Raw genomic sequence first — 19,380 nt, forward strand, 5'->3', positions numbered from 1 at the left:
AGGTCAGGCGCTGGCGAAGGACGCCAGAATGCTTTCGAACAAGCGGCGCCCGTCTGTCCCGCCAAGAGCCGCAACCGCGGCCGGTTCAATCGCACGTTCCGGGTGCGGCATCATGCCCAGTACGCGGCCATTGGCGCTCAGCACGCCGGCAATATCGCGCGCCGAACCATTGCAGCTTTCGGCATAACGGAACGCCACGCGCCCTTCGCCTTCCAGCTGATCAAGCGTCTCGGCGTCGGCGAAATAATTGCCGTCATGGTGGGCCACAGGGATGCGGATGGTCTCGCCAGCCTGGTAACCTGCGGTGAACAGCGAATCAGTGTTGCCAACTGTCAGCGCGGCGGTGCGGCAGATGAAACGCTGACCGGCATTGCGCAGCAGCGCGCCGGGCAGCAGCCGTGCTTCGGTCAGCACCTGAAAACCGTTGCACACGCCAAGCACGGGTACGCCGCGATCCGCCGCCGCGATCACTGCGCGCATGATCGGGCTGGTCGCGGCCATCGCGCCGGAACGCAGATAATCGCCGTATGAAAATCCGCCCGGCAGCGCGATCAGATCGAGCCGGTCGGGCAGATCGGCATCGCCGTGCCATACGCGCAAGGCAGGCACGCCTGAAACCTGTTCCAGCGCCGTCGCCATATCGCGATCGCAATTGGAGCCGGGAAAAGTAATGACAGCCGCACGCAAGCCCATCACTTCGCTCCTTCGGCTACGCCCACAAACTCTATCGAGAAGCTTTCGATCACTGTGTTGGCCAGCAGCTTTTCACACATCGCGGTGATGGTGGCGTAATCGGTGCCGTCGGCGACATCGAGTTCGATCAGGCGGCCGATGCGCACATCTTCGACCCCGGCAAACCCCATGCCTTCGAGCGCGTGGTGCACCGCGCGGCCCTGCGGGTCGAGCACACCGGGCTTCAATCGGACGAGAACGCGCACTTGCATGGGTCTTTGCTCCATCTTCGCTGGGATCAGCCCGGTACCAATTGGCGCCGCTATAACGTGCCCGTGCGCTGGCGCAATCGCACTGATGCGGCTTCTGCACTGCCGGGGTTGCGCGGGGTCTGTCACAATCCGGTCAGGCAAGGACCGCGCTGTAACCTTCATGCAACATCTGCCTCAAGATTGCCGCCAATCGGACATTTTTACGCCACAAATGCGCGCCCAATCTCGCGCGAATCGGGCAAAACTGTCAGCGGCGAAAGTGCACACACTCTCCATTAGTGCCAATCAGGGGGCTTGTTCGATGTCTCACCGTTTTACTGCTATTCGCGCCGCATGGGCTGGGTCTACCATGCTTGCTGCCGCCATCGGCTTTGCCGCACCCGTCACCGCGCAGGACGACGCGGTATCCGAGGATGACGGCCAGCTTGCCACCATCATCGTCACCGCCAACCGCCGCGAGGAAAACTTGCAGGACGTTGCCGTTTCGGCAGACATTCTGGATGCTGAGCGTGTGGCATTGATCTTTAGCGGTGCGGGCGATGTCACTGCGCTGGCCGGCACCGTGCCCGGCCTCAACGTCGAAAGTTCGAACGGCCGCGTGGCCCCGCGCTTCTACATCCGCGGCCTTGGCAACACCGATTTCGATCTGGCCGCATCGCAGCCGGTTTCGGTGCTGCTCGACGATGTCGTACTTGAAAATGTGACCCTCAAGAGCTTCCCGATCTTCGATGTCCAGCGCGTTGAAGTGCTGCGCGGGCCGCAGGGTACGCTGTTTGGCCGCAATACCCCGGCGGGTATCGTCAAGATCGATTCGGTCAAGCCCAGCCACGACACCAGCATTGTATCGCAGCTGTCATTCGCCAGCCTCGACACGGTGTCGCTGAACGGCGCCTTCGGCGGGTCGGTGGTTCAAGATGTGCTGGCATTCCGCGTTTCGGCACAGCTGCAAACGCGTGGCGACTGGATCGACAACGACTTCGAAGACGGCCCCAACCCGCTGGGCGGCTTCACCGATTTTGCCGGGCGCGCGCAAGTGCTGTTCACGCCGAGTGACCGGGCAAGCGTGCTGGCCGCGGTCAATTTCCGCGATCTGGCTGGTTCGTCCACCTTTTTCCGCGCCAACATTCTCGGACCGGGCAACAACAACCTCAACGCCAACTATGATCGCAACACCGTATCCTATGACGCGGGCGGCGGTAACAACGCCGATTACCAGCAGTTCGGCGCGACGTTGACGGCGGCCTATGAGTTCGATGGCGCAACCCTCACCTCGATCACCAGCCGCTGGACCAGCAAAGGTTCCAGCCGCGGCGACGTGGATGGCGGCAACCTTGTGACGGGGCCTGGTTTCATCCCGTTCCCTTCGGATACGCAGGATTCGATTGATCTTGAACAGACCACGCAGGAAATCCGCCTCGCCTCGAATGGCGACGGGGCGCTCAGCTGGCAAATCGGCGGGTTCTATTTCGACAGCGATTTCGATGTCACCACCATCGGTTTCACCTTCCCGCCGCCGGTCACTGTCAACCACACCAACGAAGCGTGGGCGCTGTTCGGTCAGGTCAGCTACCAGCTGACCGACACCCTGCGCGCAACCGGCGGTCTGCGTTATACCGATGACGAAAAGGCGTTTTTCGTCCGCTCGGGCGCGGCGCCGCAGGCGGTCAGCGTGGGTGACAAACAGTTCGATTGGGACATCAGCCTGTTTGCTGATCTGTCAGACGATGCCGCCGTCTATGCCAAGGTTGCAAACTCGTTCCGCGGGCCGACCATTCAGGGCCGCGACGTCGCCTTCTTCAACCCCCCCTCAGTCGCGCAATCGGAGAACATCACCTCCTACGAAGTTGGCTTCAAGAGCGAACTGGCCGATCGCCGCGTGCGGCTCAATGGTGCAGTCTACTACTACACCGTCGAAGATCCGCAGTTCACCGCAGTCGGCGGCGCGGGCAATCTGGTGCAGTTGATCAACGCCAACAAGGGCGAAGCCTGGGGCGTTGAATTCGATGGCGCATTCCAGATCTCGTCGCAGTTTCTGGTGACGCTGGGCGTGGCCTACAATAACACCGAAATTCAGGATAACACCCTTGAGGTCGGCACCTGCGCACAGTGCACCGTTACCGATCCCACCCGCACCGTTGCAGGTGCGTTCGGCCCGGTGACCTTTGCCGCGATCAACGGCAACCCGTTCCCCAACGCGCCGGAGTGGAGTGGTGATCTGACCGCCCGCTATGGCATCCAGGTGGGCAACAGCGGCGAATTCTTCATCTTCACCGACTGGACCTATCTGGGTGATACAAACTTCCTGCTTTACGAAAGCCGCGAATTCAACGCCGGCAGCCGCATCGAAGGTGGTCTGAAAATCGGTTTTTCGGGCGATAACGGGCAGTGGGAACTGGCCGCATTTGCCCGCAACATCACCGATGAAGACAACGTGCAAGGCGTGGTCGATTTCAACAACAACACCGCCTTCGTCAACGATCCGCGCATCATCGGCGTGATGTTCGGCGTGAAATACTGATGCATTTCCAGATCCGCCGGGTGATGCCGCGCGGCGGGTCGAGAACGCACTAAAGGGCGACCTTCCTTTCGGGAATGGTGAACCAGAAAGCAAAGCCGGCAGGGGTGACCTGCCGGCTTTTTCTGTACGCCTTATTTGGATGTGCCTGTGTTTGCCGCAGCCTCAGGCAGCACGTTGAATTCCACCGCGCCATCCGGGGTCAGGTATTTCAGCGCTGTCTGGTGGATATCTTCCGGCGTGATGGCGGACATCACAGATGGCACGGCAATGAAGCGATCAAGCCGTTGCGGCTCGCTCTGGGCGCGCGCGGCGAGCGCGGTCCAGCCTCCCAGATCCTTCAGAGCATTGTTGTATTCTTCAAGGTAGGGCTTGCGCGCACGATCAAGCACATCCCCATCAAGCGGGCCTTCGCGCAGATCGGCGATCAGGCTTTGTAGCGCAGCGCGGCTTGCCTCCACCTGATCGGCAGCAACCGAGGCACCGATGATGAAATTGCCGTAGCCGGGATAATAATGGCTGGGCTGCGATCCGGCAGACGGCGAATAGGCTTGCCCAAGCTCTTCACGCAGCCGGTCGGTCAGTTCCAGCCGGACGATCCGCGACAGCAGATCGAGCCGCAGCGTCTCGCCAAGATCGCTGTCATCGGTGGTTGGCCAATACCATTGCAGCAGAGCTTGATCGGGCTCACCCTTGTGGGTCAGCACGCGCTGGCCGCGCGCGGCGGTGAAGCTGCGGGTGCGATTGTCTGTGCGCGGGTTGAAGGCATCTTCCCGCTGTGGCAGCGCGCCCAGCGTGGCTGCCACCGCTGAAATGGCCGCGTCTTCTTCCAGATCGCCAATCAGCGCCACCTCGATCGCGCCCTGCGCCAGCCGGTCGCCGATGGCGGTTCGCAGGCCTTCGTAATCCAGCGCGAAGAACGCTTCCTTGGGTTGCAAGCTGAAGCGCGGATCATTGTCCGACAGGATGGCGCCGCTGACCGAAGCGAGCGCGCGTCCGGGTGTGGAATCGAGCGTGTTGAAGAAATTGTCGATGTTCTTGCGGAACCGCTCCACGCCTTCCGGGCGGTATCCGGGATCGGTCAGTGTGGCGCTAAGCACTTGCAATTGCAGCAGCAGATCGCGCGGGGTTGTGGTTGCCGCGGCGGTGAAGGCGTCAGGATTGCTCCCCAGCCCGAAGCTGACGCTGCGCCCCGCAAGCACGCTGGCGATTTCATCCTGACTATGCTTGCCAAGCCCGCCGGAGGCCAGCGAAGGCGTCAGATAGGCGCGGAGCGGTGCATCGCGGGTGTTCATCAGATCGCCGCCGTCCAGCGCAAAGGTGACGGCAATCCGGTCTTTGCGCACATCGGTGCGTTTCAGGTTCAATCGGACGCCATTGGCAAACACGATGCGCCGAATGCCGAGGCGTTCCTCGACCGTGTCGGACACCACCGTGCCTGCCGGGCCGAAATCGGTGTAGCCGAAGGCCAGTGGTCCCGTGTCGGCTGGCGCGGCAATCGGGAGCGCCATGCCTTGCGCAAAAGCATCGCGCAAAGCTGCCTCGCCGCCGTCTGGCGCAGTGCGGCCTGAAAAGCGGATCAGCGGGTCTTCCAGCGGTGCGGCATCGGCTCTCACCGCCTGCCACAGCGCATCGGGCGTCATTTCGGGGGCGAGCTGCTCGAACTCGGCCAGCTGCCATTCGGGCGTGGTCGGGAGGCGCTCGTCGCTGGCCAGTGCCAGTGCCGCATTCGCGAAAACGCCGTTACTGCGCGTATCGGAGGACTTCACGGCATTTTCCAGCGCGGTGCGGATATTGGCGAGCTGTTCGTCAACCTCTGCCTGAGTGAAGCCATAGGTCAGCGCCTGATTGACCTCACGCGTGGCGGCAAGCACGCCTTTCTGCCATTCGCCATCGGCGCTGCTGACCGAGATGCTGGTGATGCGGGCGTCATCGAACAGGTCACCCGATCCGAAACTGGCGCCGCGAAACGGCGCATCGGCACCGCGAGCGAGCCGAGCGAGGCGGCGATTGATGATCGCATAGCCAACACTGCGCAGGCTCCCCTCGCGGCGGTTGGCGATGGTATCGGGCAGATCGCGCCAGGGGCTGAAGCGGGAAATCGTGACGCTTTCGGACAGGGCGGGATCGAGGTGGATGTCGGTCAGGCCCTTGCGGGTCACGTCAATCGGCCCGGCCTCGGGCTCGGCCGGAGCGGGGGCGGGCTGCCAGCTGGCAAAGCGGGCGCGGATGGCCGCTTCGACCACATCGACGGGGAAATCGCCCACTACCACCAATGTGGTGTTCGATGGCGTGTAGGTGCGCTGGTAAAGCGCGCGGATCTGATCGGCGGTGGCGGCGCTCAGCACCTCGATCGTGCCGATCGGCAGGCGGTTGGTGTAATGCGCGCCCGGCGCAAGGAATTCGGCATTGTCTTCGTAATTGCGCTGCTGGAAGCCCGCGCGATCACGCCGTTCGGCCAGAATCACCCCGCGTTCACGCTCGACCGCGTCTTGCGCGATGGTCAGTTCGCTCGCGGTTTCTCGCATCAGCATCAGCGCAGTGCCCAGCAGCGCCTCGTCATTGCGGGGCAGGTTGAGCAGGTAGGTGATCGCGTCGTACCCAGTCGATGCATTGGTATCCGCGCCGAAGGCCAGCCCTTCGCGTTCGAGCAGCTTGATCATCTCGCCTTCGGGGATGCCCGCAGAGCCGTTGAAGGCCATGTGTTCAAGGAAGTGCGAAAGCCCGCGTTCGCTGTCGGTTTCCTCCAGCGCGCCCGAATCGATCCGCATCCGCACCAGCGCCGTGCCCGCAGGCGTGGCATTGCTGCGGATGATGTAGCGCATCCCGTTATCAAGCTGTCCGAAGGTGTAGCCGGGATCGACCGGCACATCGCTTTCCTCGAAGGCCCAGACCGGAACCTTTGCCTCGGTTGCGGCCACAGTGGCGGGCGCTTCCTGCGCGGCCAACGCTGTGGTGAAGGCAAGCGGGGAAAGCGCCAGCATCAGGCTGGCAGTCAGCATGGGAATTCGCATAGATTTCAGGTGTCTCTCACGCAAAAGGTCATTGCGGAGAGAGTAGGGCCGAAATCGCGGCTGTCAGCCTTTATTTCTTCAGTGGGGGCGGCCCGCGCAGGCGCGAGCGGGCGTGGGAGAGGTCAAACACCTCACCGGGGCCATTGTCTTCGCCGTTCAGCAGGCCGAGGCGGCGGGCGACTTCGCGATACGCCTCTTCCTCGCCGCCCAGATCGCGGCGGAAGCGATCCTTGTCGAGCTTTTCGCCGGTCGCCATGTCCCACAGGCGGCAGCCATCAGGGCTGATTTCATCGGCCAGGATCACGCGGCTGTAATCACCATCGTAAAGCCGTCCGAATTCAAGCTTGAAGTCCACCAGCCGGATATCGATCGCAGCGAACATGCCGCACATGAAATCATTGATGCGGATCGCCATCGAGGAAATGTCGTGCATTTCCTCGTTCGTGGCCCAGTTGAAACAGGCGATGTGTTCTTCCGCGATCAGCGGATCGCCCAGCGCATCATCCTTGTAGTAATATTCGATCAGGGTGTGCGGCAGCGGTTCGCCTTCCTCGATGCCGAGGCGTTTGCTGATCGACCCTGCGGCGACATTGCGCACCACCACTTCGATGGGGATGATATCGACCTGCCGGATCAACTGTTCGCGCATGTTGAGGCGGCGGATAAAGTGGGTGGGGATGCCGATATGGGCGAGGCGCGTGAACACATGCTCGCTGATACGGTTGTTGATCACGCCCTTGCCGTTGATCGTGCCTTTTTTCTCGGCATTGAAGGCGGTGGCGTCATCCTTGAAATACTGGATGAGTGTGCCCGGTTCCGGCCCTTCGTAAAGGATCTTGGCCTTGCCTTCGTAGATCTTGGTGCGGCGGGACATCGGCACTTTCCCTTTAGGCTTATGGCCCTTTTCAGCGAATGGTGCCCGAGGGCGGATTTGAACCACCGACACGCGGATTTTCAATCCGCTGCTCTACCCCTGAGCTACTCGGGCATTCGCTGCGAGCGACGGGCTGTTTGACCCGGCGAGCAAATGAGAGCGGCCCTATGGCGAAGGCTGCGGGGGTTGGCAAGGGGGATTTATCGGCATTGCGCATGAATGTTGCGCAATATTCAATCCTGTTCGCGCCAGTCGTTGGAGGCGACGTCCTGCGGATCGGCCGCCGGGCCGGGGACAGCATAGGAATCCGAGAACCAGCGCGCCAGATCACGATCCTTGCAGCGCTGGGAGCAGAACGGGTGGAAGCTCTCAGACCTGGGCTTCCTGCAAATCGGACAGGGTTTGGATGTTGCGGTGCTCATGCTTCGACAAATTGGGCATGCGCCGCTTCGATGGCAAGGCCGGGATCGATATCTACGCGCACTTCGCGCCCTGTCCGGCGGGCGAGATCGGCCAGCCATGGTTCTTTCAGTTTGGCTTTAAGCGCCGGATGAGCCGTCAATACCAGCACGCGGCCAGTGCCTTCGGCCAGTTCTGCGCGGCGCAGTGCCATGCGGGCGGATGCACCCAGCCGGGCCGTGGCGAATCGGTGCAGCAGCGACGGCCCTTCAAGCCGCGCGACAAGCTGGACAAAGCCGAAGCCGTTCATGGCGGTGCGTTCGTGCGCCCATTCGTCCAGCGCAATGCCCAGCGCCCGGTCGACAATGCGGCGATCATCCTTGCTGACGATGGTGGGAAAATCGATGCCGATATTGCCGCCGATGTCGAACCAGCCGATGGCCTGCGCAATGGCAGGAACCGCTGCTAGCGCCACATCCCGCGCTGCGCCGATGCCATCGATATCGATCACAGTCATTGCCGGGGTGACGCTGACGATGATTTCTCCACCCGGAAATGCGATGCTGGCCGATGAGGCTGCGTGCCAGACATCTTCCCACAATCCGGCCGGGAAGCGGCGGACTGTCCGGCCGCCGACAAACGGCGCGGTGGTTGCAGGGGCGTCGCCGCCAGCGACACGGGCCTGCGCGCGCTTCAGCCGGCCGCGTTCGGCAATGGCGGCGCGGGTGATCACGAGATCGAGCATCTGCCCTTCGGTGGCGGCCTGTGGCAAGTGATCGACCAGCGCTTCACTGCCATCATCCAGCATTGCAACGCCGCGCCGCGATCCTTTCAGCTTGGCTGCCAGCTTGCCAGCGCAGTGCGTGCCAGCGGCGAGCTCACCGGGCCACATCAGCCGCGCTGCCAGTACCCGCTCGCCTGCAACCAGCAATGCGCGCGTTTCGCCGATGCCTTCCTCGATCAACCATTCTGGCGCAGTGCATTCAGCCAACGGGAAATCCTGCCGCCTTGAGCAATGCGCGCGTTTCGAACAGCGGCAGGCCCATGACGCCCGAATGGCTGCCCCTGATCCATTCGATCAGGCCTTCTGCCGCGCCCTGGATCGCATATCCACCTGCCTTGCCGCGCCATTCTCCGTCAGCGAGATAGGCGGCGATTTCCTCGGCGGAAAGGCGTTTGAAATGCACCACCGTCTCGCTCAGCCGCTCGCGCATGGCGCCGCCGGGTGCGCGCAAGACGACACTGGAAAGCACCTGATGCCGCCGCCCGCTCATCAGTTCGAGGCAGGCGCGGGCCTCGGCTTCGGTTTCGGTCTTGGGCAGGATGCGCCGACCAACCGCAACCACGGTATCACCCGCCAGCACAAAACCTTCCGTTTCAACGGCGGCTGCCTTTTCGCGCCCCATTCGCAGGGCATAGGCGCGGGGAAGTTCACCTTTGTGTGGTGTTTCGTCGATGTCGGCAGGCGTAACCGCGTCCGGCACAAGGCCGAGGCGCCCGAGCAGCTCGCGCCGCCGGGGTGATGCCGAAGCCAATGTCAGATGAGGCGCCCCCATCAGGGAGCCACGCAATTATTGCGGGCCGGGGCCGCCGCGGCCCGGCATGAAGCGATAGGTGATGCGTGCCTTGGTCAGATCATACGGGGTGAGTTCGCACAGCACTTCGTCGCCCACCAGCACGCGAATGCGGTTCTTGCGCATTTTGCCTGCGGTGTGGCCCAGCACCTCATGGCCGTTTTCAAGCTCCACCCGGAACATCGCATTGGGCAGCAATTCAACCACGCGCCCGCGCATTTCGAGGAGTTCTTCCTTGGCCATGAATTTCCTTTTGTCTGTTGCGGCGCACAATACGCCCGTCGATATGCGGGTGCGCTTTAGCGATACGGGAACCAAAAGGGAAGGCTCGTGCTTTAGGGGCGAACACACTGTGTTCAGACTGGCCAATGCACTGCTTTTACGGTGCGAATTACAACCAGCCTGCCGGTCCGGGATTGGCAACACGCAATCTCGTCTAAAATGTTGACGTAAAGGGACATAATGAACCTCTCCCCGCTTTCCCGCGCCGCTTTGCGCGCCGGCACATGTGCTGCAAGCTTGGCGGTCGCGATGCCGCTGCTTGCCAATGGCACAGCCGCGCAGCCGCAGCCTGCCGCTGTCCCGCAGGGTGATGATGACGAGCCGGAAACCGCCAGCAGCAACGCTGTATCGAGCGGCGAGATCATCGTCAGCGGGCGGCGGCTGAAGGGCCAGTTGATGGTCGAACAGGCACCGCTGCTGCAGCTTGATGAAGAAGCGATCGCTGCTGAAGGCGTTACCTCCATCTCCGATCTTATCGCACAGATCAGCGCCCAGACCGGATCGGCGCGCGGACGTGGCGGCGGCGGGCAGCCCGTGATTCTTCTCAACGGAATCCGCATCGGGTCTTTCCGCGAATTCGCCAACTACCCGCCAGAGGCGCTGGCACGGGTCGAGGTGTTTCCGGAAGAAGTCGCTCAGCGCTTTGGCTTTTCGCCTGATCGCCGGGTGATCAACCTGATCCTCAAGGACAATTATTCCAACCGTCAAGTCGAGCTGGAATTCGAGGCTCCGTCACGCGGTGGATTTGTGCGCACCGAACAGGAATTCGGCACACTGCGGATTGCCGATGGCGGCCGTTTCAACCTCAACCTGGAACTCAATGATACTTCACTGCTGACCGAGGACGAGCGCGACATTATCCAGACGCCGGGTTCAGTCTCCACCGTGCCGGGTGATCCTTCGCAGGCCGCCTTTCGCAGCCTGCGCGCCGATACCTTCGGGTTCGAAGGCAATCTGTCGTGGGCCAAGGCCATCATCGATAGCGGCACATCACTGAGTGCCAACCTCAATTACGCGCGCAACGAAAGCCGCAGCCTTGATGGTCTGAATACCGTGGTGCTGACGGATGATCCGGCAACGCCGGGGATCGTCCGCACATTCGGGGCGGAAACGCCGCTGGCCCGGCGTTCGTCGACCGACACGGTGTCGACCGCAGGTTCATTGACCAAGCCGGTCAACGCCTTCCGCCTCACCAGCACTTTCGATGCTTCGCTGTCGGAAACCGAAACCGAAATCGACCGGCGCTTCGGCACCGCCGCGCTGCAAGCGGCAGCGCTGGCCGGAACGCTGCAGCCGGACGGACCGCTTCCGACGGATGCGGCGGCAGGGTTCGATGTGGCGCGCAGCCGCACGATCGCCGGGCAATCGCTCACCACGCTGGAAGGGCCGCTGGCCAATCTTCCAGCAGGCGAATTGCTGGCGACTTTCGATGTCGGGCTGAACTGGCAGCAGATCGAAAGCAACGACACGCGGTCGTTGCAGGAAGCAACGCTGACCCGCCGCAACCTTTCGACTGGCGCGAACCTGGTAATACCCATCACCAGCCGCCGGGCAGGCGTTGCCGATGCGCTGGGCACCTTCACGCTCAACCTGCAAGCCGGGATCGACGATCTCAGCGATTTCGGCGTGCTGGGCGATTGGAACGCGGGGCTCAACTGGTCGCCGACCGACGGGCTTGATCTTTCCGCAACCTACATCTGGCGCGAAGTTGCGCCAGGGCTGAGTGCGCTCGGCAACCCGACGATCGTCAATCTCAATGTACCGGTGTTCGATTTCAGCCGGGGCGAGACGGTGTTGGCCGATGTCACCACCGGCGGCAATCCCGCGCTTCCGGCAGAAACGCAGCGCGACTGGAAGTTTGCCGCCAACTGGCAGCTTCCGTTCTGGGACAATTCACGTCTGACGGTTGAATATATCCGCAACCGTTCGGATGATGTGGTCAGCGGCTTCCCGCAGATCACACCCGAAATCGAAGCGGCCTTTCCGGGGCGGATCACGCGCGATGCCGATGGCCGCCTGATCGCGATTGATCGCCGGTCTGTCAGTTTTGCCGAAACCCGCGCGAACCGGGTGCAGTTCACCTTCTCGACCAATGGCAACTTCGGTGGATCGCAAGACGGACAGGGCGGCGGTCGCGGTGGACGCGGCGGATTTGGCGGCGGGGCAGGTGGCCCTCCGGCAGCAGCAGCAGCGCCTGCCGCTTCGCAGAGCGATACGCAGGCGCAGGCCCCTGCGGCTGGCGGAGGGCGTTTCGGCGGCGGCGCCGCTCCCAACCCGCAACAGCGCGAACAGTTCATGGCCTTCCGTACGCGCCTGTGCGCAGATGACGGGCAGGCCTTCCTTGAAAAGCTGGTCGCCGCGATTGATAGCGGCGCCGATATTTCGGCAGAGTTCCCTGGCATTGATCCGGCGCGGCTGGCCCCCATGCTGGCTCGCCTGCGCGGTGCGGATGGTATGATCGACCCTGCCCGGCTGGCGCAGTTCCGCACCCAGATTTGCAGCATTGATCCTGCCACGATGGGCGGCGGGCGACCCGGCGGGCCGGACCGCAGCGCGCTGGCGAGCAACCCGCAGCTTGCCGCCTTCCGTGAACGCGCCTGCGGGCCGGATGGCACCGCGGCGATCGCCGAACTGATCGGCAAGATTGATCGCGGCGAGGATGTGTCAGCAGAGCTTCCCGGTGTCGATCCTGCCTTCATCAAGATGGCGATTGACCGTTCGCGGAATGCCGATGGCACAATCCCGCCCGAGGCACTGGCACAGTTCCAGCAGCGTTTCTGTGCGGCTGCGCCCCCGGCAGCGGCGGGCGCAGGTGCTCCGGCTGGTGGCCCTCCGGCGGGCGGTGCGCCAGCGTTCAACCCGCTTGCCCAGCGCAGTTTTTCCGGCTGGCGATATTTCTTCAACCTGACCCACGCGATCGAACTCGACAACGAAATCCTGATCGCGCCGGGTATTGCTCCGCTCGACCAGCTCGATGGTCAGGCCACCGGAGCCTTCGGCCTGCCGCGCCATTCGAGCCGGTTGGAAGCAGGCCTGTTCGGCAACGGCGTGGGCTTCCGCCTGTCGGGTATCTATACCGGCGAGACACGGCTTGACGGTTCGGGCCTGCCGGGCAGCACCGATCTGTTCTTCGATGATATCGTCACCTTCAACCTGCGGATATTCGCCAATCTTGGCGAATTGACCGGCAAGAACGAAGGTTTCCTGAAGGGCACACGGCTATCCTTGCGCGCTGACAACCTGTTCGATGCCCAGCGCCGCGTGCGCGACGGGGCGGGCGTTACACCAATCAATTACCAGCCCTTCGTGATCGACCCCATAGGGCTGTATCTGGGCCTTGATCTGCGGAAGTTGTTTTAGGATCGCGGCTGGGCGAGCGCCTCGGTCAAGGCCTAGGCGTGTGCCTTAGGTGTTCGCCTCGGCCAAGGCCTCGGCGCAGGCAAACCCGCTCGCCCAGGCCCATTGGAAATTGTATCCGCCCAGCCAGCCGGTGACATCCACCGCTTCTCCGATTGCATAAAGGCCGGGGATTTTGGCGGCCTCCATCGTGCGGCTCGAAAGTTCGGCCGTAGCGATACCGCCTGCGGTCACCTCGGCCTTGGCGAGGCCCTCGGTGCCGTTGGGTGCGAAACGCCAATCGGATAGCAGTGACTGCGCGGCGCGCAGTTCCTTGTCAGACAGGTTGCCCAGCTCCCGCTCCAGCCCCAACCGGTCGGCCAGTGCATCAGCCAGCCGCGCGGGCAGGGCTTCGCGCAGCAGCGTGCGCAAATGGGTGCGGGGGCGATCACGCTTGGCGGCGATCAGCCAGTCGCTCGCTGCTGCGGGCAGGAAGGTTATGCCAACTTCCTCGCCGTGGCGCCAATAGCTCGAAACTTGCAAGATGGCCGGGCCGGACAGCCCTTTGTGCGTAAACAGCGCGGCTTCGGCGAACTCGGCCCTGCCTTTGCCGCTGCCTGCCCTCGCCAGCACCGGCGCGGCGACGCCGGACAATTCGCGGAACAGCGCGTCCTCGCCGCCCAAAGTCAGCGGAACGAGGGCAGGGCGCGGTTCGACCACTTTCAGCCCGAATTGCCGCGCCAGCTTATAGGCAAAATCGCTCGCGCCCATCTTGGGGATCGAAGGCCCGCCTGTCGCGATCACCAGTGCGGGTGCGGCCCATGCGCGGCCATCGGCTGCGGTGACGGTGAAACTGCCATCATCGCCGCGCGTCACGCCTGCCACCTCGACATCGCAGGTCAGTATGACTTTGTCCGAAGGGCATTCATCCAGCAGCATCGCCACGATCTGTTTGGCCGAACCGTCGCAAAACAATTGCCCCAGCGTCTTTTCGTGCCACGCGATTCCGTGCGCTTCGACCAAGGCGATGAAATCGGCAGGCGTGTATCGGGCAAGCGCGCTTTTGGCGAAATGCGGGTTGGCTGAAAGGTAATTCCCCGGCCCCGCGCCCAGATTGGTGAAATTGCAGCGCCCGCCGCCCGAAATCAGGATCTTCTTGCCCGGCGCTTCGGCTTTTTCCAGCAGCGCGACAGAGAGCCCGCGCTGCCCTGCCTGCCCTGCGCAGAAAAGCCCCGCAGCGCCTGCGCCAAGAATGATCACATCATGCTGTTCCATCGCAGCGCGGATAGGCGCGTGCGGGCTAATTGCCAATCGCCTGCGCCATACTTCGGCCTGTCTTGCCACGGGCCTCTGCCTGTCAGGGTTTGGCCCACGCAATGGAACATCGGCCGATCGTTCCGGTTAGCTTTCTTTACCCCTGCAAGCAGGGGCATCAGAACCAGAAAGGGGCACCGAACAGTGACCGACAAAACCCAGAAAGACATCGCCGAAAAGGCGCTTGGGATGAAGAACGCCAACGCGCCTTCGCAGGATCACCTCGACCATCAGGAAAAAACCGCCGGTGACGGGCCAATCAGCGAACGCAACAAGCACGAGCCGGTCTCCGGCGCGCTTGATGCCGAAGGCCAGCGTCCGGTTCTCGAACGTAGCAGGAAGGTGCGCTGATCATGGATATCCGGTTCAATTCCGACAATGCCATCGATGGCTCGGCAGAAATGGCGGATGCCGTGCGCGAACGCCTGACCGAGCGGTTGGAAACCCGCTTCGGATCACGGCTGACCACAGTCGAAGTTCATGTGCGCGACGTTGATGGCGACAGCAACCGCGCCGACGGTGTCGAAGCGCGGCTTGAAGCGCGCCCCAAAAACGGCGCTCCGATCTTCGTTGCCGAGCGCGCCGAAAAGCCGCTTGATGCTGTCAATTCGGCACTCGGCACTCTGGTGGCCCGGCTCGATTCGGTGTTCGGCAAGGCTGACCGCCACCGCCAGTAATCAGCATCACCTCAAATTGCATGGAGTACCTCCGATGAAGATACCCGATGGCGCTCATATCGCCGTGATCGATGGCGAACGCTTCGTCTGGCTGCATAACAAGGGCGATGCGGCGCATCCGCAGCTTGATAATCTGGGCTCGCCCGATCTTGACCCGACCAATCGCAGTCAGGGCAAGATGCGTCATTCGATCACCTCCGGCCAGCACAGTGGCAATGATCTTGACGAAGCCGCGCATGTGGCGGCTGCGGCAGACTGGCTCAACCATCAGGCCCTTACCAACAAGATCGAAAACCTGATCATCGTGGCGGACAAGCGTTCGCTGGGCGAGTTGCGGCGTCACTATCACATGGAGCTGGAAAAGCGGCTGGTCGGCGAAGTCGGCAAGGCTCTCACCAATCACTCGATAGACGAAATCGAACAGTCGATCATTGCGGCCTGATCAGCCGGATCATATCACGCAGGGGCGCCTTTCGGTTGATCGGCGCCCCTTCTTGCGCCGTCATCGCAGCTGTCGATTGATGCTGGCTGTGGCTTGGACAGAAGGCTGCGCAATGCCTATCTGACCCCTATGGCCCGAACCCCCGCAGGCACCCCCAACGACCCACGCGGCGCGGAGCGTTTCAACGAGGAGCGCGCCGCTTATACCGTGTCCAGCGCGCAGCCCGATCTGGAAGGCGGCGTGAAGGCGATCCGCGATGTGGTGAAGGTGCTGAAGCCGGTTCCCGGCGTTTACCGGATGTGCGACGCGCGCGGCGAAGTGCTGTATGTGGGCAAGGCGCGTAGCCTGAAAGCGCGGGTCGCGAATTACACCCAGATCGCCGGCCTATCGAGCCGCTTGCAGCGGATGGTCAGCCAGACCCGCAGCATGGAGATCATCACCACCAACTCCGAGGCCGAGGCGCTGCTGCTGGAAGCGCAGCTGATCAAGCGGTTCCGCCCGCCGTTCAATGTGCTGCTGCGCGACGACAAGAGCTTTCCTTTTATCCTGCTGCGCGCCGATCACACGTTCCCGCGCATCCAGAAACATCGCGGCGCGCGGCGGGCGAAGGGCAATTACTACGGTCCCTTCGCCAGCGCCGGGAGTGTGAATTCGACGCTCAACGCCCTGCAAAAGCTGTTCCTGCTGCGATCGTGCACCGACAGTTTCTTCAATAACCGCGACCGGCCTTGCCTGCTGTACCAGATCAAGCGGTGTTCGGCCCCCTGTGTCGGGCGGATCAACGAACCGGATTATGAAGCGCTGGTGCGGCAGGCCAAAGATTTCCTCTCGGGCAAATCGGGCGCGGTGCAGGCTGATCTGGAACGGCAAATGGCCGAGGCAGCGGAAAACCTGCAATTCGAAACCGCCGCCATGCTGCGCGACCGGTTGCGTGCGGCGACCTTCATTCAAGGTAGTCAGGCGATCAATGCCGCCGGGCTGGGCGATGCCGATGTCTTCGCGCTTGCGGCAAAGAACGGGCAGATGTGCGTGCAGGCCTTCTTCATCCGCGGCGGGCAGAACTGGGGCCACCGCGCCTTCTTCCCGCGCCATACCAGTGATGTTGACGAAGCGCAGGTGCTGGCAAGCGTGATGCTGCAATTCTACGAGGAAGTGCCGCCCCCGCCGAACATCCTTGTTGATCGCGACCTGCCCGAATGCGAGCTGATCGAGGCGGCACTATCGGAGGTCGCAGCGCGCAAGGTGCGCATTTCAATCCCCGAACGCGGTGACCGTCGCAAGCTGATGGCGCAGGCGCAGCGCAATGCCGTTGAGGCGCTGGAGCGGCGGCTGGCGGAGACCGGCACCAAAGCGCGGCTCAACCGCGAGCTGGCCGAGTTTCTGGAACTTGATGCGCCCCCACAGCGGATCGAAGTCTATGACAATAGCCACATTCAGGGCAGCAAGGCCGTGGGTGCGATGGTGGTCGCCGGGCCGGACGGGTTCGAGAAAAGCCAGTACCGCAAGTTCAACATCCGCGAGGCGCAGAGCAATGATGACTTTGCGATGATGCGCGAAGTGATGGGGCGACGGTTCCGGGCGTTTGCCGATGGGGAGGAAAGCCCGGAAGGCAAGGCCGGCGGCCATGAAACTGTGCTGCCGGATCTCATCCTGATTGATGGCGGCAAGGGCCAGCTTTCTAGCGTGATGCGTGTGCTTCAGGAAACCGGTATTGCCGATGATGTTGCGGTGATCGGCGTCGCCAAGGGGCCGCATCACGGGCGCGACGGGCGCGAGGTGTTTCATTTCCCCGACGGGCGCGAAAAGATGCTCCCCGTCAATTCGCCGCTATTGTTCCACTTGCAGAACCTGCGCGACGAAGTGCACCGCTATGTCATCGGCGCCCACCGGGCCAAGCGGTCAAAAGCGATTACGGCATCTCCCCTCGATGAGATTCCCGGCATTGGCCCGGCCCGCAAACGCGCTTTGCTGCTGCATTTCGGCACGGCCAGCAAGGTCCGCGCCGCCGCGCTGGAAGACCTGCAACGCGCCCCCGGTGTGAGCGAGACCGTGGCGCGAAAGGTTTATGATTTCTATCATGCCGGGGGGTAGGCGGCCGGGGGCAACCGCGCCTTAACCACATTCGCGCTATGGTACCGCGATGGATGTGAAGCAGTTCACCATATTGACCGTGCTGGTCATGCCGCTCACGTTGATCGTGATTGCGGCGCTGCTGGGCAAGTTCCTGCCCACGCGTGTGCTTCGCAGCTGGCCTTCGCAAGTGGTGGCAACCGTGCTGGTGCTTGGCGCGCTTGGCATGCCGATCGCGGCGTTCCTGATTGACGGGCAGGGCGACTATTTCGATGATCGCCGCGCCTTGCTGGGCGATGGGCTGGGTCTGCCCGGCGATGTCGAGATTGCGGGTCAGCGCGGCGGGCGGCTGGGCGACTGCTGGTCGAACCAGGTTAATTGGTCGCCTGATGTAAGGTTCGGATCTGACGAACGGGTGGACGCGTGGTTCTCCCGTGAGCCGTGGCGCGATCCGCTGCCTGCGCAAATTGCGGACTATTTCGGCACACCGCGCAGCGAGGTTTCGATTGTTCAAGGCGCGCTCGATCAGCGCCGCATGGACCCGCGGTGGGAGCTTGGTCCCGACGACCCCATCCCCGATTGGGTGCACCGCCGCTATGGCTACATCGAACCCTTCGTCTGTGTCGCGATTGACGGGCCGGGGGGTGACGATGGATTGACCTTGCGTCCCTGCGATCCGATCCTGCTGCCCGAAGATGTGGGCAGCAAGGGCCGCGTTATCCTGCGGCGCGGCGGTGTCCCGGGGACGCTGGCAGGGCATGTCAATTACATCGGTGGCCCGCCTTATTGCACGAACCCGCTGCGCCGGACGCTCAACAATGAGTTGGGTCTCCCGCATCCACCTGGCACGCCCACGGTGCTGCCCGGTATGTAAGCGATGCAGGGGCAGGCCGCGCTGGCCCGCCCCCATATCCGCTTGCTATTCGTCGAGCGCTTTGCTCACCAGCACATTGACCGACACACGGCGGTTCTGCGCACGGCCAGCCGCTGTGGTGTTATCCGCCGCCGGATCGGCCATGGCCATCCCGGTCGGCGTCAGCATCCGGTAGGGCTTCCACTTGCACACTTGTTGCAGGTGGTTGACCACTGCCGCTGCGCGCTTTTCCGACAAGGTCTGGTTGACCTCCTGCGATCCCGTGGAGTCGGTGTAACCCAACACCAAAAGCAGTGAATTTTCACTGGCGTCGGCCGCCTGCGCTGCCGAGCACAGCTCTGCCCGGGCACCAGGCGTCAGCGCCGATCTGCCGGTATCGAAATAGACGTTGGTGGTGCTCTTGAGGTTATACTTGTCGATATCGCCAAGTCGCCCGCGCAGGGCTTCGGTCGCTGCGGCGTTCTGCTGGATCGCTGCGCCCTGTTCGCCGAACTGCTGCTGGGTGCCGCCGCGGATCATGGCGGCAATCTGGCGATCATCGCTGGTGAAGCGCACTTCGCTGGCAACCAGGCCTTCGCCATATTGCGCAGTCTTGATGGTGACCGGAAGGCCGTTCATCAGCGCGTTCTGGTCGAGCGTCTTGTTGCCGATGCCAAGGAAGCCGCCGCGGGTGCGGATTTCGGTATCGGGGTGCAGGGTGACGTTTGTGGCAGTGCCATCATCGGCCGTCACTTGCAGGCGCTGACCCTGCCGGGCCGAGATGATGCCGGTGACTTTCGGCCCTTCACTCAGTTCGCTCATCGGCGGCAGATTGCCGTACACCGTGGTCAGCACTTCACCGCGATCATTGGTGGCGGGCGCGGTCTGGGCGGAGAGGCTGGTGGTGGCAGCCGCCGCGCCAAGCAGTGCGGTTAGCGCAACTTTTCGAGGAGTTCGGAAAATGGTGGTCACAGCTGGATGCTCCTGTGGTGCGGGCCGGCGATCCCGGTGGGTAGACCCGTCGTTGGCGTTGAATGCGAACGCGGGGTTGTTGGCCGCCACCTTGCTGGCAGATGAACGGGTTTG

Annotated in this window: 17 protein-coding genes and 1 tRNA gene; 7 read left to right on the forward strand and 11 right to left on the reverse strand. The window is 62.8% G+C overall.

The features are described 5' to 3' along the window. Window positions 1-3 precede the first annotated feature (3 nt). Both purQ and purS read right to left on the reverse strand, forming a co-directional pair. A complete protein-coding gene (gene purQ / locus IP79_RS00675) occupies window positions 4-693 on the reverse strand; it encodes a phosphoribosylformylglycinamidine synthase subunit PurQ (protein WP_054117345.1) in 690 nt (229 codons plus the stop codon). Continuing rightward, window positions 693-944: a phosphoribosylformylglycinamidine synthase subunit PurS gene (purS, locus tag IP79_RS00680; protein ID WP_054117346.1), complete on the reverse strand. Its 252-nt coding sequence runs from the start codon at window positions 942-944 to the stop codon at window positions 693-695. Before purS ends, purQ begins: the two co-directional genes overlap by 1 nt. Before the next feature lie 301 nt (window positions 945-1,245). Here purS and IP79_RS00685 point away from each other — a divergent pair, with 301 nt between their 5' ends. Then, window positions 1,246-3,462 carry a TonB-dependent receptor gene (locus IP79_RS00685; RefSeq protein WP_054117347.1) on the forward strand — a complete coding sequence of 739 codons (2,217 nt, stop codon included), beginning with the start codon at window positions 1,246-1,248 and terminating at the stop codon, window positions 3,460-3,462. Window positions 3,463-3,593: 131 nt separating this feature from the next. Here IP79_RS00685 and IP79_RS00690 read toward each other — a convergent pair whose 3' ends face one another. The 7 genes from IP79_RS00690 to infA form a co-directional block, all read right to left on the reverse strand. Continuing rightward, complete coding sequence (locus IP79_RS00690) at window positions 3,594-6,461, reverse strand: M16 family metallopeptidase (RefSeq protein ID WP_233994035.1); 2,868 nt, start codon at window positions 6,459-6,461, stop codon at window positions 3,594-3,596. 82 nt (window positions 6,462-6,543) lie between these two features. Further along, window positions 6,544-7,347, reverse strand: a complete 804-nt coding sequence (gene purC, locus IP79_RS00695) for a phosphoribosylaminoimidazolesuccinocarboxamide synthase (protein WP_054117349.1) — start codon at window positions 7,345-7,347, stop codon at window positions 6,544-6,546. A gap of 39 nt (window positions 7,348-7,386) precedes the next feature. Next, window positions 7,387-7,461, reverse strand: a tRNA-Phe gene (locus tag IP79_RS00700). Window positions 7,462-7,580: 119 nt separating this feature from the next. Then, a complete protein-coding gene (locus IP79_RS15140) occupies window positions 7,581-7,769 on the reverse strand; it encodes a DNA gyrase inhibitor YacG (RefSeq protein WP_082336932.1) in 189 nt (62 codons plus the stop codon). Next, the gene (locus IP79_RS00705) at window positions 7,766-8,737 is read right to left on the reverse strand and encodes a ribonuclease (RefSeq protein WP_054117350.1); all 972 of its coding nucleotides are present in this window, start codon (window positions 8,735-8,737) and stop codon (window positions 7,766-7,768) included. Before IP79_RS00705 ends, IP79_RS15140 begins: the two co-directional genes overlap by 4 nt. Continuing rightward, entirely contained in the window at window positions 8,730-9,302 is a 573-nt protein-coding gene (locus IP79_RS00710; protein ID WP_054117351.1) for a Maf family protein, read from the reverse strand. Before IP79_RS00710 ends, IP79_RS00705 begins: the two co-directional genes overlap by 8 nt. 15 nt (window positions 9,303-9,317) lie before the next feature. Then, on the reverse strand, window positions 9,318-9,563 hold the full coding sequence (gene infA, locus IP79_RS00715) for a translation initiation factor IF-1 (protein WP_007163491.1): 246 nt from the start codon (window positions 9,561-9,563) through the stop codon (window positions 9,318-9,320). A gap of 219 nt (window positions 9,564-9,782) precedes the next feature. Here infA and IP79_RS00720 point away from each other — a divergent pair, with 219 nt between their 5' ends. Further along, complete coding sequence (locus IP79_RS00720) at window positions 9,783-12,962, forward strand: hypothetical protein (protein ID WP_054117352.1); 3,180 nt, start codon at window positions 9,783-9,785, stop codon at window positions 12,960-12,962. Window positions 12,963-13,007: 45 nt separating this feature from the next. On the opposite strand, the gene IP79_RS00725 is transcribed toward IP79_RS00720, so the two are convergent. Then, the gene (locus tag IP79_RS00725) at window positions 13,008-14,213 is read right to left on the reverse strand and encodes an NAD(P)/FAD-dependent oxidoreductase (protein WP_054117353.1); all 1,206 of its coding nucleotides are present in this window, start codon (window positions 14,211-14,213) and stop codon (window positions 13,008-13,010) included. A 183-nt stretch (window positions 14,214-14,396) separates the two neighbouring features. On the opposite strand from IP79_RS00725, the gene IP79_RS00730 reads away from it, so the two are divergent. From IP79_RS00730 to IP79_RS00750, 5 genes are all read left to right on the forward strand, one after another. Then, complete coding sequence (locus IP79_RS00730) at window positions 14,397-14,603, forward strand: hypothetical protein (protein WP_054117354.1); 207 nt, start codon at window positions 14,397-14,399, stop codon at window positions 14,601-14,603. 2 nt (window positions 14,604-14,605) lie between these two features. Then, window positions 14,606-14,929, forward strand: coding sequence for an HPF/RaiA family ribosome-associated protein (locus IP79_RS00735; protein WP_054117355.1), 324 nt, complete (start codon window positions 14,606-14,608; stop codon window positions 14,927-14,929). 34 nt (window positions 14,930-14,963) lie between these two features. After that, a complete protein-coding gene (locus IP79_RS00740; RefSeq protein WP_054117356.1) occupies window positions 14,964-15,371 on the forward strand; it encodes a host attachment protein in 408 nt (135 codons plus the stop codon). A 129-nt stretch (window positions 15,372-15,500) separates the two neighbouring features. After that, a complete protein-coding gene (gene uvrC / locus IP79_RS00745) occupies window positions 15,501-17,462 on the forward strand; it encodes an excinuclease ABC subunit UvrC (protein WP_054117357.1) in 1,962 nt (653 codons plus the stop codon). A 49-nt stretch (window positions 17,463-17,511) separates the two neighbouring features. Further along, window positions 17,512-18,315: a hypothetical protein gene (locus tag IP79_RS00750; protein ID WP_054117358.1), complete on the forward strand. Its 804-nt coding sequence runs from the start codon at window positions 17,512-17,514 to the stop codon at window positions 18,313-18,315. A gap of 45 nt (window positions 18,316-18,360) precedes the next feature. Here the strand turns inward: IP79_RS00750 and IP79_RS00755 are convergent, their stop codons facing one another. Next, complete coding sequence (locus IP79_RS00755; RefSeq protein ID WP_054117952.1) at window positions 18,361-19,266, reverse strand: OmpA family protein; 906 nt, start codon at window positions 19,264-19,266, stop codon at window positions 18,361-18,363. Window positions 19,267-19,380 lie beyond the last annotated feature (114 nt).

It is taken from the genome of Porphyrobacter sp. AAP60, assembly GCF_001296025.1.
In the GTDB taxonomy this organism is placed as follows: domain Bacteria; phylum Pseudomonadota; class Alphaproteobacteria; order Sphingomonadales; family Sphingomonadaceae; genus Erythrobacter.

What these genes read in the sequence shown, in the direction of transcription:
- purQ (WP_054117345.1), bottom strand. Translation starts at nt 693, where the DNA reads ATGGGCTTGCGTGCGGCTGTCATTACTTTTCCCGGCTCCAATTGCGAT.
- purS (WP_054117346.1), bottom strand. Translation starts at nt 944, where the DNA reads ATGCAAGTGCGCGTTCTCGTCCGATTGAAGCCCGGTGTGCTCGACCCG.
- IP79_RS00685 (WP_054117347.1), top strand. Translation starts at nt 1,246, where the DNA reads ATGTCTCACCGTTTTACTGCTATTCGCGCCGCATGGGCTGGGTCTACC.
- IP79_RS00690 (WP_233994035.1), bottom strand. Translation starts at nt 6,461, where the DNA reads ATGCTGACTGCCAGCCTGATGCTGGCGCTTTCCCCGCTTGCCTTCACC.
- purC (WP_054117349.1), bottom strand. Translation starts at nt 7,347, where the DNA reads ATGTCCCGCCGCACCAAGATCTACGAAGGCAAGGCCAAGATCCTTTAC.
- IP79_RS15140 (WP_082336932.1), bottom strand. Translation starts at nt 7,769, where the DNA reads ATGAGCACCGCAACATCCAAACCCTGTCCGATTTGCAGGAAGCCCAGG.
- IP79_RS00710 (WP_054117351.1), bottom strand. Translation starts at nt 9,302, where the DNA reads ATGGGGGCGCCTCATCTGACATTGGCTTCGGCATCACCCCGGCGGCGC.
- infA (WP_007163491.1), bottom strand. Translation starts at nt 9,563, where the DNA reads ATGGCCAAGGAAGAACTCCTCGAAATGCGCGGGCGCGTGGTTGAATTG.
- IP79_RS00720 (WP_054117352.1), top strand. Translation starts at nt 9,783, where the DNA reads ATGAACCTCTCCCCGCTTTCCCGCGCCGCTTTGCGCGCCGGCACATGT.
- IP79_RS00725 (WP_054117353.1), bottom strand. Translation starts at nt 14,213, where the DNA reads ATGGAACAGCATGATGTGATCATTCTTGGCGCAGGCGCTGCGGGGCTT.
- IP79_RS00735 (WP_054117355.1), top strand. Translation starts at nt 14,606, where the DNA reads ATGGATATCCGGTTCAATTCCGACAATGCCATCGATGGCTCGGCAGAA.
- IP79_RS00740 (WP_054117356.1), top strand. Translation starts at nt 14,964, where the DNA reads ATGAAGATACCCGATGGCGCTCATATCGCCGTGATCGATGGCGAACGC.
- uvrC (WP_054117357.1), top strand. Translation starts at nt 15,501, where the DNA reads ATGGCCCGAACCCCCGCAGGCACCCCCAACGACCCACGCGGCGCGGAG.
- IP79_RS00750 (WP_054117358.1), top strand. Translation starts at nt 17,512, where the DNA reads ATGGATGTGAAGCAGTTCACCATATTGACCGTGCTGGTCATGCCGCTC.